At 76.3% G+C, this 14,952-nt stretch carries 15 protein-coding genes and 1 pseudogene; 7 read left to right on the top strand and 9 right to left on the bottom strand.

The annotated features are described in order from the left end of the window. A partial coding sequence (locus ABQ292_RS13215) for an MFS transporter (protein WP_369207045.1) occupies positions 1 to 1,109 on the bottom strand: 1,109 nt, incomplete at its 3' end. A gap of 190 nt (positions 1,110 to 1,299) precedes the next feature. On the opposite strand from ABQ292_RS13215, the gene ABQ292_RS13220 reads away from it, so the two are divergent. The 6 genes from ABQ292_RS13220 (at position 1,300) to ABQ292_RS13245 (ending at position 6,359) form a co-directional block, all read left to right on the top strand. Next, positions 1,300 to 2,187 (top strand): hypothetical protein, encoded by an 888-nt coding sequence (locus ABQ292_RS13220; RefSeq protein ID WP_369207047.1) that lies wholly within the window; start codon positions 1,300 to 1,302, stop codon positions 2,185 to 2,187. A 108-nt stretch (positions 2,188 to 2,295) separates the two neighbouring features. Continuing rightward, a complete protein-coding gene (moaA, locus tag ABQ292_RS13225; protein ID WP_369207049.1) occupies positions 2,296 to 3,357 on the top strand; it encodes a GTP 3',8-cyclase MoaA in 1,062 nt (353 codons plus the stop codon). A 5-nt stretch (positions 3,358 to 3,362) separates the two neighbouring features. Beyond that, positions 3,363 to 3,638, top strand: a complete 276-nt coding sequence (locus ABQ292_RS13230) for a MoaD/ThiS family protein (RefSeq protein ID WP_369207051.1) — start codon at positions 3,363 to 3,365, stop codon at positions 3,636 to 3,638. A gap of 69 nt (positions 3,639 to 3,707) precedes the next feature. Then, on the top strand, positions 3,708 to 5,093 hold the full coding sequence (locus tag ABQ292_RS13235; RefSeq protein WP_369207053.1) for a hemolysin family protein: 1,386 nt from the start codon (positions 3,708 to 3,710) through the stop codon (positions 5,091 to 5,093). Then, a complete protein-coding gene (locus ABQ292_RS13240; protein WP_369207055.1) occupies positions 5,086 to 6,147 on the top strand; it encodes a hemolysin family protein in 1,062 nt (353 codons plus the stop codon). The genes ABQ292_RS13235 and ABQ292_RS13240 overlap by 8 nt, the downstream gene beginning before the upstream one ends. Next, positions 6,144 to 6,359, top strand: a complete 216-nt coding sequence (locus ABQ292_RS13245; RefSeq protein WP_369207057.1) for a hypothetical protein — start codon at positions 6,144 to 6,146, stop codon at positions 6,357 to 6,359. Before ABQ292_RS13240 ends, ABQ292_RS13245 begins: the two co-directional genes overlap by 4 nt. Before the next feature lie 6 nt (positions 6,360 to 6,365). Here ABQ292_RS13245 and ABQ292_RS13250 read toward each other — a convergent pair whose 3' ends face one another. The 8 genes and pseudogenes from ABQ292_RS13250 to ABQ292_RS13280 all read right to left on the bottom strand — a co-directional run bounded on the left by ABQ292_RS13250 (position 6,366) and on the right by ABQ292_RS13280 (position 12,307). Then, positions 6,366 to 8,000, bottom strand: a complete 1,635-nt coding sequence (locus ABQ292_RS13250) for a SpoIIE family protein phosphatase (RefSeq protein ID WP_369207059.1) — start codon at positions 7,998 to 8,000, stop codon at positions 6,366 to 6,368. A 170-nt stretch (positions 8,001 to 8,170) separates the two neighbouring features. Continuing rightward, positions 8,171 to 8,581 carry a molybdenum cofactor biosynthesis protein MoaE gene (locus tag ABQ292_RS13255; protein WP_369207061.1) on the bottom strand — a complete coding sequence of 137 codons (411 nt, stop codon included), beginning with the start codon at positions 8,579 to 8,581 and terminating at the stop codon, positions 8,171 to 8,173. After that, a complete protein-coding gene (locus tag ABQ292_RS13260) occupies positions 8,578 to 9,159 on the bottom strand; it encodes a nucleotidyltransferase family protein (RefSeq protein ID WP_369207063.1) in 582 nt (193 codons plus the stop codon). Before ABQ292_RS13260 ends, ABQ292_RS13255 begins: the two co-directional genes overlap by 4 nt. A 13-nt stretch (positions 9,160 to 9,172) precedes the next feature. Continuing rightward, positions 9,173 to 9,628 carry a TOBE domain-containing protein gene (locus ABQ292_RS26690; RefSeq protein ID WP_438940590.1) on the bottom strand — a complete coding sequence of 152 codons (456 nt, stop codon included), beginning with the start codon at positions 9,626 to 9,628 and terminating at the stop codon, positions 9,173 to 9,175. 120 nt (positions 9,629 to 9,748) lie between these two features. Beyond that, positions 9,749 to 10,225 (bottom strand): annotated as a pseudogene (locus ABQ292_RS26695) (ATP-binding cassette domain-containing protein); the annotation flags it as partial. After that, positions 10,222 to 11,016, bottom strand: coding sequence for an ABC transporter permease (locus ABQ292_RS13270; protein WP_369207067.1), 795 nt, complete (start codon positions 11,014 to 11,016; stop codon positions 10,222 to 10,224). The gene ABQ292_RS13270 and the pseudogene ABQ292_RS26695, both read right to left, overlap by 4 nt. Then, positions 11,013 to 11,798, bottom strand: coding sequence for a molybdate ABC transporter substrate-binding protein (gene modA / locus ABQ292_RS13275; protein ID WP_369207069.1), 786 nt, complete (start codon positions 11,796 to 11,798; stop codon positions 11,013 to 11,015). Before modA ends, ABQ292_RS13270 begins: the two co-directional genes overlap by 4 nt. Positions 11,799 to 11,911: 113 nt before the next feature. Then, positions 11,912 to 12,307 (bottom strand): TOBE domain-containing protein, encoded by a 396-nt coding sequence (locus ABQ292_RS13280; RefSeq protein WP_204692169.1) that lies wholly within the window; start codon positions 12,305 to 12,307, stop codon positions 11,912 to 11,914. 270 nt (positions 12,308 to 12,577) lie between these two features. Between ABQ292_RS13280 and ABQ292_RS13285 the strand changes: the two genes are divergently transcribed. After that, positions 12,578 to 14,899: a putative bifunctional diguanylate cyclase/phosphodiesterase gene (locus ABQ292_RS13285; RefSeq protein WP_369207071.1), complete on the top strand. Its 2,322-nt coding sequence runs from the start codon at positions 12,578 to 12,580 to the stop codon at positions 14,897 to 14,899. The last annotated feature ends 53 nt before the right edge of the window (positions 14,900 to 14,952 follow it).

Consider the following 14,952-nt stretch of genomic DNA (forward strand, 5'->3'; position numbering starts at 1 on the left):
CAGGCGTCGACGGCCGCGCCGGCCAGCGCCGACCCGGCCGTGACCCCCAGGGTGAGCCCGGTGTTGGTCCACGCCAGCGCCTCGGTCAACGCCGCCCGCGGCACCCGCGACTCGACCAGCGAGGCGCCGGAGACGAGCACCGGCGCGACGGCGAGCCCGGCGAGGAACCCGGCGCCGACCAGCAGCGGCAGGGAGGCCACGGCCCACAGCGCCTGCGCGGCCAGCCCGAAGGCGACGGCGGTGACGAGGAAGCGCGCCGACAGCGTGCCGCGCAGCCGGGCGACGCCGTAGGCCAGGCCGGCGACCAGGCTCCCGCCGGCATAGAGGGCCAGCGCCAGCCCCGCGAGGGCGGGCACCCCCTGCTCCTCGGCGAACCCGACGACGACGACGTCCATCGCGCCGAACACCGTGCCCACGCCCAGGTAGGCCGCGCAGACGACGAGCACCGCCGGCCCGAGCGCGACCGCCCGGCCGCGCCGCTGGCCCGCCGCCACCGGCACGACCGCGGGCTCGGTGCCCCGCTGGCGCGCCAGCCACAGCCCGCCGACCGTCCCGAGGACGATGCCGGTGGTGAAGCCGGCGGCCGGGGCGACCAGCGTGCCCAGCACGGTCACCAGCGGCGGCCCGACGACGAAGACGACCTCGTCGACGACGGCCTCGAAGGCGAAGGCGGTCTGCCGCCGCTCGGCGTCCTCCAGCGCGGCGGCCCACCGGGCGCGCACCATCGCGCCGATGTTCGGCAGGCTCGCCCCGGTCAGCGCGGCGAGGAGGAACCAGCTCCAGCGCGGCGCGTCGCCGACCACGACGCCGACGAAGGCCAGCCCGGTGACCAGGTAGGCGGCCATCGCCACCCGCAGCACGGCCCCCTGGCCACGCCGGTCCATGGCCCGCGACCACTGCGGTCCGGCCACCGCGGCCGAGAGCGCCAGCGTCCCGGAGACGGCGCCGGCCAGGGCGTAGCTGCCGGACTCGCCCTCGACGAGCAGCACCGCGCCGAGGCCGAGCATCGGCAGCGGGAGGCGGGCGACCCAGCCGGCCAGGGAGAACCAGGCGGCCCCCGGGACGGCGAACAGGCGGGCATAGGGCCCGAAGACGGTGCGGGGTGACACGGGCTCTCTCGCGCTTCCTGGCCACGGGCGAGCGCGGATCCGTCCGCGGGCTCCTCGGGTGGCTCCTCGACGGTAACCACCCGCTCGGGTGTCGTCGTCCCGGTTCGTCGACGTGGCGTGTCCGCCTCCGGAATACATGAAGCTTCATGTACTTTCTGCGACGACCCGCTCACCGAAACAGAGGAGCCCCGTGGCCCCCAGCACCCCGCAGCCCGCTTCGCGCCCGCTGCCCCTCCGTGCCGCGCTCGTCCTGCTGCTCGCCACCGTCTCGGCCTTCGTCTCCCTGCTCGCGCCCGGCACCGCGTGGGCCGGCGGTGACGACGGCGGCACCGAGGGCGGCAGCGCCGGCGGCGACTTCTCGGTCACCGTCAACGGCCGGACGTACGACCCCGCCGCCGGCCGTGAGACGCGCCTGCAGGGCGTGACGCCGACGAGCCCGATCACCGTCCGTGGCCGGCACGTCACCTACAGGATCGACCCTACGACCCTGGGTGTCTACGACTACACGCTGACCGGGGCGCCCAGCGCCGAGCGCATGGTCACCCGGCCGACCGTCGTGTTCGCCTCGAAGGTCCCGGTGCTCACCGCCGCGCAGCTGCGCAGCGTCCGGATCAGCGACCTGCGCCTGCGTGACGACGTCCTCGTCACCGAGTTCAGCACCGCGGGCGGCAAGTTCAAGGTCCAGTCGAAGGACGCCCCCCAGGGCGGCATCTTCCAGATGGAGCAGGAGTTCGGCACCGCGATCGAGTACGTCCACACCCTGGGCGCCGGCCTCTTCTACTTCGTGAACGAGTACACGGGCAAGATCAACCTCGGCGACGGCGTCGCCGCCGACGCCACCCACCAGATGCTGCTCGGCAAGGACAGCCCGCAGGTGGCCACCAAGCTCGAGCAGACCGCCACCACCACCCGCTGGTCGGTCACCTCGGGCGGCCGCATGGGCGGCGTGCTCGGCGAGGACGCGATCGAGCTGTCGGCCGGTGCCACCAACTGCACCACCGACTGCCAGGCGCGCAACCGCATCCAGGGCTCGGTGCCGGTCCCGCCGGACCCGACCGATCCCACCCCGATCGGCTGACCCCCGCCTGATCCGCATCCCCCGACGGGGGCGACCCACACCCGGGTCGCCCCCGTCGTCGTGTCCGGAGGCGGCGCGGACGGGCCGCGCGCCACTACATTCACTGTCGTGACCACCCCCAGCCCGCTGCCCGACCCGGTGGTGCGCCGCACGCCCGCGCCGGCCGTGTCCCCCGGCAGCGGCGGGCTGGTCGACCGCCACGGCCGCGTCGCCACCGACCTGCGGGTCTCGCTGACCGACCGCTGCAACCTGCGCTGCACCTACTGCATGCCGCCGGAGGGCCTGCAGTGGCTGCCCAAGGTCGAGCAGCTCACCGACGACGAGGTCGTCCGGCTGGTGCGCATCGGCGTGGAGCGGCTGGGCATCGAGGAGGTCCGGTTCACCGGCGGCGAGCCGCTGCTGCGCCCCGGCCTGGTCGGCATCGTCGAGGCCGCCACCGCGCTGTCCCCGCGGCCGGAGGTCAGCCTCACCACCAACGCCATCGGCCTGGCCCGGGTCGCACCGGCGCTGGCCGCGGCGGGGCTGGACCGGATCAACGTCAGCCTCGACACCCTCGACCGCGAGCGGTTCAGGGCGCTCACCCACCGCGACCGCCTCGACGACGTCCTCGCCGGCCTCGCCGCCGCGCACGACGCCGGGCTCACCCCGGTCAAGGTCAACGCCGTCCTGCTCCGTGGCATGAACGAAGTCGACGCCGTCCCGCTGCTCGACTTCTGCCTCGAGCGCGGCTACCAGCTGCGCTTCATCGAGCAGATGCCGCTCGACGCCCACCACGCCTGGACCCGCGGCGAGATGGTCACCGCCGAGGACATCCTGGAGCGGCTGTCGGCCGCGCACGTGCTCACGCCCGACACCGAGGAGCGCGGCTCCGCGCCCGCCGAGCGCTGGCTGGTCGACGGCGGTCCCGCCACGGTCGGCGTCATCGCCTCGGTGACCCGCTCGTTCTGCGGCACCTGCGACCGGACGCGGCTGACCGCCGACGGGCAGATCCGCAACTGCCTGTTCGCCCGCGAGGAGTCCGACCTGCGGACGGCGATGCGCGAGGGCGCCACCGACGACGAGCTGGCCGACCGCTGGCGGATCGCCACGCTGGCCAAGCTGCCCGGCCACGGCATCGACGACCCGAGCTTCCTGCAGCCGAGCCGGCCGATGTCGGCGATCGGCGGGTGAGCGGCGTGACCGCTGTCTCCCTCCCCCACCCCACCGCCCCGACGGTCACCGTGCGGTACTTCGCGGGCGCCCGCGCCGCGGCCGGTGTCGACACCGAGACCTGCGCGGCCGGCACGCTCGAGGAGCTGGTGGGCCGGATCGTCGAGACCCACGGCGAGCGGCTCGAGCGCGTGCTCACCGCCTGCTCGTTCCTCGTCGACGGAACGCAGACGCGCGACCGCGCGTTGCAGCTGGCACCCGGGGCAGTCGTCGACGTGCTGCCCCCCTTCGCCGGAGGATGACCGCCCCCTCGTGAGCCTGCCTCACCATACGAGCCGTCCCCCGTCCCACCCCCGCCTCCGAGGCGCCGCATGACCGAGTGGTTGCTCCTCCTGGTCGGCCTCGTCCTCGTCCTCGCCTGCGCCGCCTTCGTGGCGTTCGAGTTCGCCCTGGTGACCGTCGACCGGCCCACCGTGGAGCGCGAGGCGGCGGCGGGCACGCGCGGCGCCTCCGGCGTGCTCGACGCGCTGCGCACCCTGTCCACCCAGCTGTCGGGCGCCCAGCTCGGCATCACGATCACCAACCTGGCCATCGGCTTCGTCGCCGAGCCGTCGATCGCCGCCCTGCTGCGGGGACCGCTGGAGTCGGTCGGCCTGTCCGGCGCCGCCGCCCGGTCGGTGTCGATCACCGTGGCGCTGGTCCTGGCCACCGCGCTGACGATGGTGTTCGGCGAGCTGGTGCCCAAGAACCTGGCGATCAGCGACCCGCTGCGCACCGCGCGGGCCGTCGCCGGCTTCCAGCGGGGCTTCACCCGCGCCACGGCGCTGCTCATCCGGTTCCTCAACGGCGGGGCCAACGTGCTGCTGCGCCGGCTGTTCGGCGTCGAGCCGCAGGAGGAGCTGGCCTCGGCCCGCTCCCCGGAGGAGCTCACCTCGCTGGTCCGCCGCTCGGGCCGGCAGGGCACGCTGCCGGCCGAGACCGCCGTCCTGCTCGAGCGCGGCCTGGCCTTCGGCGAGCTGCGGGCCAGCGATGCCGCCACCCCGCGCACCCGCACCACCACCGTCGACGCCGACGCGCCCGTCGCCGAGGTGCTCACCACCGCCCGCGACTCCGGCCACTCCCGCTTCCCGGTCGTCGCCGCCGGCGGTGTCGACGACGTCGTCGGGATGGTGCACGTGAAACACGCCCTCGCCGTCCCCCGCGACCGGCGGGCGGCCACGCCGGTGTCGGCGGTGATGCTGCCGGCGCTGTTCGTCCCGACGTCGCGGCGGCTGGACGACCTGCTCGGCGACCTGCGCCGCAGTGGGCTGCAGATGGCCGTCGTCGTCGACGAGTACGGCGGCACCGACGGCGTGGTGACCGTGGAGGACCTGGTGGAGGAGCTCGTCGGCGACCTCACCGACGAGTACGACACCGAGACCGGCGACGACGTCGTCGACCGCGGCGACGGCACCTGGTCGGTGTCGGGGCTGCTGCGCCCCGACGAGGTGGCCGGGGCCACCGGCCTGGCGGTCCCCGCCGACCGGCACTGGGAGACCCTGGGCGGCCTGGTGCTGCACGTGCTGGGCCGCATCCCCGAGGTCGGCGACCGGATCGAGGCGCGGCCCACCCTGCCGCCGGAGCTGGCCGCCGACGCCGAGGGGCTGCCGGCCGGCGTGTGGGTGCAGGTCGACCGGGTGGACGGCACCCGCGTGGAGCGGGCGGTGGTCGGCGGGCTGCCCGCCACGACCGGTGACGAGGAGGCCGACCGTGGGTGACTGGGTCGGCGTGCTGGTCGCCGTCGTGCTGCTGCTGGCCAACGCCTTCTTCGTCGGCGCGGAGTTCGCGCTGGTCTCCGCCCGGCGCTCGTCGATCGAGCCGCTGGCCGAGGCCGGCTCACGCCGCGCCCGGACGACGCTCGCGGCGATGGAGCGCGTCTCGCTGATGATGGCCGGCGCCCAGCTCGGGATCACGGTCTGCTCGCTGGGCCTGGGTGCCATCGGCGAGCCAGCGGTGGCGCACCTGCTCGAGCCGGCCTTCGAGCTGCTGGCGGTGCCCGAGGCGCTGGTGCACCCGATCGCTTTCGTCATCGCGCTGACCGTCGTCGTCGCGCTGCACGTGGTGATCGGCGAGATGGTGCCCAAGAACCTCGCCCTGGCCGGGCCCGACCGCGCGGCGCTGGCACTCGCGCCGCCGCTGGCGGCCGTCGTCACCGTCCTCAAGCCGGTCATCGTGGCGCTCAACGCGCTGGCCAACGGCGTGCTGCGGCTGCTGGGCGTGCAGCCCAAGGACGAGGTCACCAGCGCGTTCACCCGCGACCAGGTGGCCGGCCTCTTCGACGAGTCGCGCGCCGGCGGGCTGCTCGACGCGCGGGGCCACGAGCTGCTCACCGGCGCCCTCGGCCTCGAGGACCGCGACACCCGCTCGGTGCTCATCCCGCGTGCGGCGCTGACCGTCGTCTCCCCCGGCGACGACACCGCCGCCGTCGAGCGGGCGGCCGCCGCCACCGGGTTCTCCCGCTTCCCGGTCGCCGACGGCGAGCGGCTGCTCGGCTACGTGCACGTCAAGGACGTCCTGGTCTCCGACGGAGCACCCGAGCCGCGGGTCCGCGACATCACCCGCCCCCTGCCGCGGGTGGCCGCCGCCGACGACCTGCGCCGCACCCTCGCGGTCATGCAGGCCGGGCGGGCGCAGTTCGCCGCGGTCACCGACGGGGGCCGGGTGGTCGGCGTGGTGGCACTGGAGGACATCCTGGAGGAGCTGGTCGGCGAGATCCGGGATGCTGCACACCGGGCACCGGCCCGGGGACCAGGGAGGGCGGGAGCGCGATGAGCTTCATCGACAAGGCCAGGGCGAAGGCGCAGGAGCTGCTGGGGCGGGCCGAGGAGGTCTACGGCCAGTCGCACGGTGACGCCGCCGCCACGGTGGCCGGCGAGGCGCACCGGCTGGAGGGCGAGGTCGAGCTGGAGGAGGAGCGCGCCGGGGAGGCCGGCCAGCGCGGCACCCCGCGCCGCACCGACGACGACGGCAGCCCCGTCGGCTGAGGCCGCTCAGCCGTCGGCGTCCCAGCCGTCGGTGTCCCAGCCGCCGGCGTCCCAGCCGTCCAGGCGCAGGGCCACCAGGGCGACGTCGTCCTCGGGCCGGCCCTGCACCAGCCGCTCGATGAGCTCGTCGCAGAGCTCCTCGAGCGGGCGGTCGGCCAGTTCGCGGGCCGTGGCGAGCAGCCGCGCCAGCCCGCTGTCGAGGTCGGTCGTGCGCCGCTCGACCAGGCCGTCGGTGAACAGCAGCACCGTGGTGCCCCGCTCCAGGAACACCGTCCACTCGGTGCGCGGGCTGTCCGGGTCGACGCCGAGCAGCAGGTCGCCCGGGCCCTCGGGCAGCGCCACCGGTCCGCCACCGGGCGCCAGGACCAGCGGCGGCAGGTGCCCGGCGTTGGACCACGTCATCCGGGTCCGGCCGGCGGCGGCGTCCTCCGGCGCCCGCTCGAACCGGCCGACGGCGGCCGTGGCGAACGTGTCGACGTCCAGGGTGGCCATCGCGGTGTCCAGGCCCCGCAGCACCTCGGCCGGGCCGGCGTCGCTGTAGGCGGCGATGCCCCGCAGCAGCGAGCGCAGCTGGCCCATGGCCGCCGCGGCCGCCGTGTCGTGGCCGACCACGTCGCCGATGACCAGCGTCGTGCCCCCACCGGGCTGGGTGAAGGCGTCGTACCAGTCGCCGCCGACGCGGGCCGCCTCGGCGGCAGGGGTGTAGCGCACCGCGATCCGGCCCAGGGGCGAGCGCCGGGGCGTGGTGAGCAGGCTGCGCTGCAGGGTCTCGGCCAGCTGCTGCTGCCGGGCGAACAGCCGGGCGTTGTCCAGGGCCAGCCCCACCCGGCCGGCCACCTCGCGCGCGGTCAGCGGGTCCACGCGGACGGTGCTGCTGCCGCTGCCGGCGAGGAAGGTCAGCGCGCCGATGACCCGGTCGCGGCCGGGCAGCGGCACGGCCAGCACCGAGGGCGCGCCCAGCTCGCGGTAGAGCTCGTGGGCCTCGGGGTCGGGGATGGCGGCGAGCACGTCGGCGCCGTCGGCGGCCACCGTCTCGCCGGCCAGGGCCCGGACGACCGGTGCCGCCGCGGGCATCGCCGGCAGCCGGACCGAGGCGTAGCGGGTGAGGGTGTCGCGGCGGGCGGGGTCGCCGTGCCAGGAGCCCAGGTCGCGCGGGCGGCCCTCGTCGTCGAGGACGGTGAGCAGACAGGCCTCGCCCAGCTCGGGCACGACCAGGCGCGGGATGCGCCGCACCGCCTCGGTGAGGTCGAGGGTGCCGGTCAGCTCGGCGCCCACCCGGGCCAGCAGGGCCAGGCGGTCCTGCGCCAGGCGCTGGGCGGTGACCTCGGAGAAGTACATCGTGAGCCCCGTCGGCACCGGGACGGCGCGCACCTCGAACCACCGGTTGAGCGGCTCGGGGTAGAAGGCCTCGATCGTCTGCGGCCGGCCGCTCGCGACCACCTCGCGGAAGGCGCGGCCGAACTCGTTGGCCGCGTTGGCCGGGAAGACCGACCAGTAGTCGACCCCGACCAGCTCGTCCCAGGTCTGACCGACGACGGCCTCGCCGGCCGCGTTGACGTAGGTGATGCACCAGTCGGCGTCGACGGACATGTAGCCCAGCGGCATCGACTCCAGGACGGGATCACGCCGGGGGGCCGGCACCGTGGTCCACCTCCGTCCGGGATGGCGACGTGCCAGGAGACCCGCGCCCCGCCCTTGGAGCTCCGGCACTGTTGTGCCACGGGGGCCGCGCCGGGTCAAGGTGCCGCGGTGCACGCAGGGACACAGATCGGTGACGGAACGCGATCGTCCGCGCCCCCTGCCCCGGCGTCTCAGGGGCAGGCGACCCACTCCTCCTCGCCGTCGGTGAAGACCTGCCGCTTCCAGATCGGCAGCCGCTCCTTCACCTCGTCGACGAGGTCGGCGCAGGCGCGGAAGGCCTCGCCGCGGTGGGCGGCACTGACCGCGCAGGCCAGGGCGACGTCACCGATGCCCAGCAGGCCGACCCGGTGGGAGACGGCGACCGCCCGCACCTCGGGTCGGGCGGCGAACTCCTCGGCCAGCTCGGCGATCACCGCCTCGGCCGTCGGGTGCCCGACGTACTCCAGCTCGGTCACCGACCGGCCGCCGTCGGAGTCGCGGACGACCCCGCAGAAGGAGACGACGGCGCCGGCACCGGAGTCGGCCACGGCCTGCTCGTGCTCGGCGACCGACAGCGGCTCGTCGACGACCCGGGCGATCACGGCGCCGAAGCTACCCCGCCGGGCGGCACGTCGAGGTCCACCGGGTCGGCCAGGCCGGTGCAGTCGACCTCGGTGACACCGTGCGCGGCCAGGTAGCGGCGGGCGCCCTCGTCACCGGTGGCCGTCTCCGCCACCCCGGCCCAGTGCTCGCGGCCGAGGAGCACCGGGTGCCCGCGGACGCCGTCGTAGGTGGCGACGGCGAGTGCGTCGGGGGCGGCGTGCGCGGCGAGGACGCGCAGCGCCTCCGGCGTCATCCCCGGCATGTCGACCAGCGTGACCAGGGCGGCGTCGACCCGCCCCGGCCAGCCGCGCAGGCCGTCGAGGCCGGTGCGCAGGCTGGAGGCCATGCCGGTCTCCCAGTCGCGGTTGGCCAGCACGGTGGCGCCGTCGAGGTCGGCGGTCCGCCAGACGTCGACCGCCCGGGCGCCGAGGACGACGAGCACCGGGTCGCAGACCGCGCGCGCCGTCCGCACCGCCCGCTCGACCAGGAGGCTGCCCTCGTACTCGACCAGCGCCTTGGGCATGCCGTAGCGGCGGCCGCCCCCGGCGGCGAGGACCAGCCCGGCGACCACGCTCATGCCCGCCACCCTGTCACCGGGTGTAGACGGCGACCTCGGAGGCCTTGACCACCGCCCACACCGGCGAGCCCGGGGCCAGGCCCAGCTCCGCGAACGCGGTCGCGGTGACGTCGGCGACCAGCGGCACCTCGCCGTCGAGCTCGCAGCGCACGGTCGACCCGTGCGGCGTCGCGCCGGCCACCCGCGCCGGCCACGCGTTGCGCGGGCTGCCCTCGGGCCGCGACGGGTACAGCGCCACCGACTCGGGGCGGACGGCCACCAGCACCGGCCCCCGCGCCGGCTCGGCCACGGCGACCACGCCCCCGCCGTCCAGCCGCACGGTCAGGCCGTCGGCGGTGCCCGGCAGCAGCGAGAGCCCGACCAGCCGGGCGACGTAGTCGGTGCGCGGGTGCCGGGCCACGTCCGCCGGTGTGCCGGCCTGCACCACGGCCCCGTCCTCGACGACGAGCACCCGGTCGGCCAGCGCCATGGCGTCGACGGGGTCGTGGGTGACCAGGACGGTGCTGCCGGCGAAGTCGGCGAGGTGACGGCGCAGCTCGGCGCGGACGGCGAGGCGGGTGCGGGCGTCCAGCGCCGACAGCGGCTCGTCGAGCAGCAGCAGCGCCGGGTCGCCCACCAGCGCCCGGGCCAGCGCCGCCCGCTGCGCCTGCCCGCCGGAGAGCTGCCCGGGCCGGCGGTCGCCGAGGCCCGCGAGGCCCACCCGCTCGATCCAGCCGTCGGCGGCGGCCCGCGCCGCGGCCCTCGGCACCCCGCGCGTGCGCGGGCCGAAGGCGACGTTCTCGCGCACCGACAGGTGCGGGAAGAGCAGGTGGTCCTGGAAGACCATCCCGAGCGGGCGGCGGTGCGCGGGCAGGTGGACGCCGGCGGTGACGTCGTCCCAGGTCCGCCCGCCGACGGCGACCCGGCCGCCGTCCGGGGGCAGCAGGCCGGCCAGCACCCGCAGCAGCGTGGACTTGCCCGCGCCGTTGGGTCCGAGGACGGCGAGCACCTCGCCGTCGGCCACCTCGACGGCGACGTCGACGGTGACCGGGCCGCGCTGCACGGCGATCTCCGCGGCGAGACTCACGCGGCCGCCCCCCGTCCGAGCCAGCGGTCGCGCAACAGGAGCAGGGTGGCCACCGAGACGAGCAGCAGCACCAGGGAGAGCACGATCGCCGCCTGCGGGTCGCGCTGCAGGGCCAGGTAGACGGCCAGCGGCATCGTCTGCGTCGTCCCCGGGAAGTTCCCGGCGAAGGTGATCGTCGCGCCGAACTCCCCCAGCGCCCGCGCCCAGCACAGCACCGCGCCGGCGGCCACGCCGGGCGCGACCAGCGGCAGGGTGACCCGGCGGAAGGTGGTCCAGCGGTCGGCCCCGAGGGTGGCGGCGGCGTCCTCGAAGCGGGCGTCGGCGGCCCGCAGCGCGCCCTCGACGCTGATGACGAGGAACGGCATCGCCACGAACGTCTCGGCGATGACGACGGCGGCGGTGGTGAACGGGATGGTGATCCCGGTCGTCGCGGCCAGCCAGCTCCCGACGATGCCCTGCCGGCCGAGCACGAGGAACAGCGCGACGCCGCCGACGACCGGGGGCAGGACCAGCGGCACGGTGACCAGCGCGCGGAGCACCGCCCGGCCGCGCGCCCGCGAACGGGCGAGCACCCAGGCCAGCGGGACGCCGAGCACCACGGAGACGGCGGTGGCGAGGGTCGCGGAGACGAGGGAGAGGCGCAGCGCCTGCCCGACGCCCGGGGCGGTGAGGAGCGCGCCGAGCTGCGACCACGGCGTCCGGATCAGCAGCCCGGCCAGGGGGAGGACGAGGAAGGCGACCGCGAGGGTGGCGGGGACCAGGAGGGGCGCCGGTGTCCGGGGGCGCCTCACGGGGCCCGGAAGCCGGCCGCCTCGAGCGCCTGCTGCCCCTCCTCGGACAGGACCAGGTCGACGAAGGCGCGCGCGGCCTCCGGGTCGGGTGCGGCGGCCAGGGTGCACAGCAGGTAGTCGTTGACGGCGTCCTCGGCCTCCGGCACGGCGATGCCCTCGACGGCGTCCCCGGCGGCGACCACGTCGGTGGCGTAGACGAGCGCGGCGTCGACCTCGCCGAGCTCGACCTTGGTGAGCGCGGCGCGCACGTCCTCCTCCTGGGTGTCCGGGCGCGGGGTCACGCCGGCAGCGGTGAAGACGTCCTCGGCGGCCGCGCCGCACGGCACCTCGGGCGCGCAGACGGCGACCGTGAGCTCCTCGCGGCCGAGGTCGGCGAGCCCGGTGACGCCGGCCGGGTTGCCTGCGGGGACGGCGATCTGCAGGACGTTGGCGGTGAAGACGGTCGGGTCGCCGTCGGCCAGGCCGGCGTCGGTGACGACGTCCATCTGCGCGCCGTTGGCCGAGGCGAAGACGTCGGCCGGGGCGCCCTGGGTGAGCTGGGTGGCCAGGGCCGAGCTGCCGGCGAAGTTGAACTGCACGGTCAGGTCCGGGTTCGCGCGCTCCAGCCGCTGCCCGAGGTCGGTGAAGACGTCGGTGAGCGAGGCGGCCGCGAAGACGGTGAGCGTGCCGGTGAGCCCGCCGCCGTCGTCGGACGCCGACGACGCCGCGGCGTCGTCCCCTCCCCCGCAGGCCGTGGCGCCCAGCACCACCGCGGCCAGCACCGCCGCCATCCGCTCGCGCACCGGGTCTCCTCCCCGCCGGCGGATCGGCGATCCGCGTCTGCGGAGGACCATAACGCTGCCACACCCGATGCTGCGGCTATCCGATCGGAGGGGGCGTCCTCAGCTGAGACAGCTCAAGGGACGTCGACGCCCACCTGCGTGGCCTTGACCGTGGCCACCGCCCGGACGCCGACCTCCAGGCCCAGCTCGTCGGCGGCCTCGCGGGACATCAGCGAGACCAGCCGGAACGGACCGGCCTGGATCTCCACCTGCGCCATGACGGTGTCGCGGACGACCCGCGTGACGATGCCCGCCAGCCGGTTGCGCGCCGAGGACCCGCGGGTGGCGCCGGGCTCGGGCGCCTCGTGCAGCGCGGTGGCGACACGGGCGAGGTCGGCGCCGTCGACGACGGCCGGGCCACCGCCCTCGCGCCGCGCCGGGAGCCGGCCGCTGTCGACCCAGCGGCGGACGGTGTCGTCGCTGACCCCGAGCAGCGCCGCGGCCTCGGCGATCCGGTAGCTGGTCGTCACCGCGGCAGGCTAGTTGGAGGACCCCCTGCCCCCCACCACTCGCAGGCTCGCGGCGGGACCCTGCAGGGGGCCGCCGTCCTCCCCACCCTTCGCAGGCTCAGGGCGGGACCCGGGACGAGGCCGCCCCTGCCCCCCACCACTCGCAGGCTCGCCGCGGGACCCTGCAGGGGGCCGCCACGCGGCACCGGCGTGTAGGGCTCCGGGCCTGGGGCAGGGGAGGTGCGCAGCCGGTGCCCGTCCGGCCGCCGGGGACAGGAGGGCGCGACGAGCATGCGCCGGTGGCGCGGTCCGCTGATCGTCTCGGTGGTGTACCTGGGGCTCTGGCTGGGGCTGGACGCCATCGCCAGCGTCTTCCAGGCCCGGCAGGAGGTGTCGCTGTGGTACCCGCCGACGGGGCTGAGCTACGCCCTGCTGCTGGTGTTCGGGCTGCGCTACGCCCCGCTCCTCCTGCTGACCGAGCCCCTGCACGGCCTGGTGGTCGGCAGCCCGGACGTGAGCTGGGTCAGCGTCTGGCTCGGCGGCGTGCTGAACACCGTCGTCCACACGGCCGTGGCCTGGCTCCTCCTCCGGCGGCTCGGGATCGACCCGCGCCTCCCCGGCCAACGCGACGTCGCCTGGCTCCTGGGGCTGGCCGCCGTCGCCGGGCCGTTCGTCGTCGCGGTCGCCCAGGTCCTGCAGTACACCGTCACGGGGCTGCTGACCTGGGGCGAGTGGTTCCGGGGTGTCCTGGGCTTCTGGTCCGGCCGGGCCACGGGCGTCGGGGTGCTGACGCCGGCGCTGCTCGTCGCGAGCCGGCGGGTGCCCGCACTGTGGCGCGACCGGCCGCCCCTCACCGGCCCGCCCCGGCTCGGACCGGGGTACCAGCGCTCGTCCTGGCCGGACCGCACCCGGCCCCGGTGGCTCGGCCGGCTCGCCGCGCCCGTGCTGGACCGGCGGCTGGAGGTCGCCGGGCAGGCCACCCTGTTGCTGGCGACGGTGTACCTCGCCTACGGCGAGCCCTCGGTGGGTGGGCTGGACCTGGCCTACCTGGTCTACGTGCCGCTCATCTGGATCGCCGTCCGCGGGGGGCTGCCCCGGGTGGCCTTCGCCGTCCTCGTCGCCAACGCCGTCGCCGTGGCGCTGGTCGGCCGGGACGTCGTGGAGAGCCCGTTGCGCCTGCAGCTCGGCCTGGTCACCCTCACCCTGGCCGGGTTGACCCTCGGCGCGCTGGTCACCGGCCGGCAGGCCAGCATCGCGGCCGCCGAGCACGCGGCGGTCCACGACCCCCTCACCGGGCTGGCCAACCGGGTCCTGCTGATGGACCGGGTGGACGCCGCGGCGCACCGGGCCGAGCGCGGGCCCGACGCCCGGTTCGCGGTCCTCTACTGCGACCTGGACGGCTTCAAGGGGGTCAACGACCAGCTCGGGCACGACGCCGGCGACGAGCTGCTCGTGGCGGTCGCGCGCCGGCTGGAGAAGGCGGTGCGGCCCGCCGACCTCGTCGGTCGCCTCGGCGGGGACGAGATGGCCGTCCTGCTGGACGGCGTGAGCGGCGTCGAGGAGGCGGCCGGGGTGGCCGAGCGGCTGCTCGCCGCGCTGGCCCAGCCGTACGCCGTCGACGGCCGGGAGGTCGTCGTGACGGTCAGTGTCGGGGTCGCGGTCGCCGATGCGGAGGGCCTGGCCGGGCCGCGGCTCCGTGAGGAGCGGGGCGGAGCCGGGGCGGACGGGAGCGGGCACGCCGAGGAGGTGCTCCGGGCGGCCGACATGGCCCTGCAGCGGGCCAAGGCCAGCGGGGGGCACCGCTACGAGCTGTTCAACGAACCGCTGCGCCAGCAGACCCGGGACCGGCTGGGGTTGCGCGCCGCACTGCGCCGCGCGGTCGGAGCCGGTGCGGTGACCGTCGCCTACCAACCGATCGTGCGGGTGGGCGACGGCCGGCTCGAGACCGTCGAGGCGCTGGCCCGGTGGCACGACGACGAGCGCGGCGAGGTGCCGACGGCGGAGTTCATCGCCGCGGCCGAGGAGACCGGGCTCATCCACGAGCTCGGCCTGCAGGTGCTCGAGCAGGCCTGCACCCAGGTCGCGAGGTGGCGGCGGGTCTTCGGCGCCGCCACCCCGCGCGTGGCGGTCAACGTCTCCCCCCGGCAGCTGCTGCCCGCCGACTTCGCCCCCCGGGTGCTGACGCTGCTCGACCGCGTCGGGCTGCCCGCGGACGCCCTCGAGCTGGAGATGACCGAGTCCTGCGCCCTGGAACCGGGGGCGCGAGCGGCCCTGGAGCGGTTCACGGCCGCGGGCGTCCGGCTGGCCGTGGACGACTTCGGCACCGGCTACTCGAGCTTCGCGGCGCTGCGCGAGCGGACGCCGCAGGCGTTCAAGCTCGACCGCTCCTTCGTGGCGCGGCTGCCCGACGACCGCCCGACCGACGCCATCGTCTCCGCCGTGCTCGCGCTCGCCCAGCACCTCGGCGCCACCGTCACCGCCGAGGGCGTGGAGACCGACGAGCAGCTGCAGCGCCTCCGGGAGCTGGGCTGCCCGCAGGTGCAGGGCTTCCTCCTGGGCCGCCCGGCGAGCGCGGAACGGATCGAGCGGGACTGGCTCAGCCGGCCGAGGTGACGCCAGCGGCCGCCGCCGCACGAGCCTGTGGACGGCGGCCGGCCGTCCACAGC

The organism is Geodermatophilus maliterrae (assembly GCF_041018925.1).
Lineage (GTDB): Bacteria > Actinomycetota > Actinomycetes > Mycobacteriales > Geodermatophilaceae > Geodermatophilus > Geodermatophilus maliterrae.

Coding starts and splice junctions, on each gene's coding strand:
- ABQ292_RS13235 (WP_369207053.1), top strand. CDS start 3,708: ATGACCGAGTGGTTGCTCCTCCTGGTCGGCCTCGTCCTCGTCCTCGCC.
- ABQ292_RS13245 (WP_369207057.1), top strand. CDS start 6,144: ATGAGCTTCATCGACAAGGCCAGGGCGAAGGCGCAGGAGCTGCTGGGG.
- ABQ292_RS13260 (WP_369207063.1), bottom strand. CDS start 9,159: ATGAGCGTGGTCGCCGGGCTGGTCCTCGCCGCCGGGGGCGGCCGCCGC.
- ABQ292_RS26690 (WP_438940590.1), bottom strand. CDS start 9,628: ATGGCGCTGGCCGACCGGGTGCTCGTCGTCGAGGACGGGGCCGTGGTG.
- ABQ292_RS13285 (WP_369207071.1), top strand. CDS start 12,578: ATGCGCCGGTGGCGCGGTCCGCTGATCGTCTCGGTGGTGTACCTGGGG.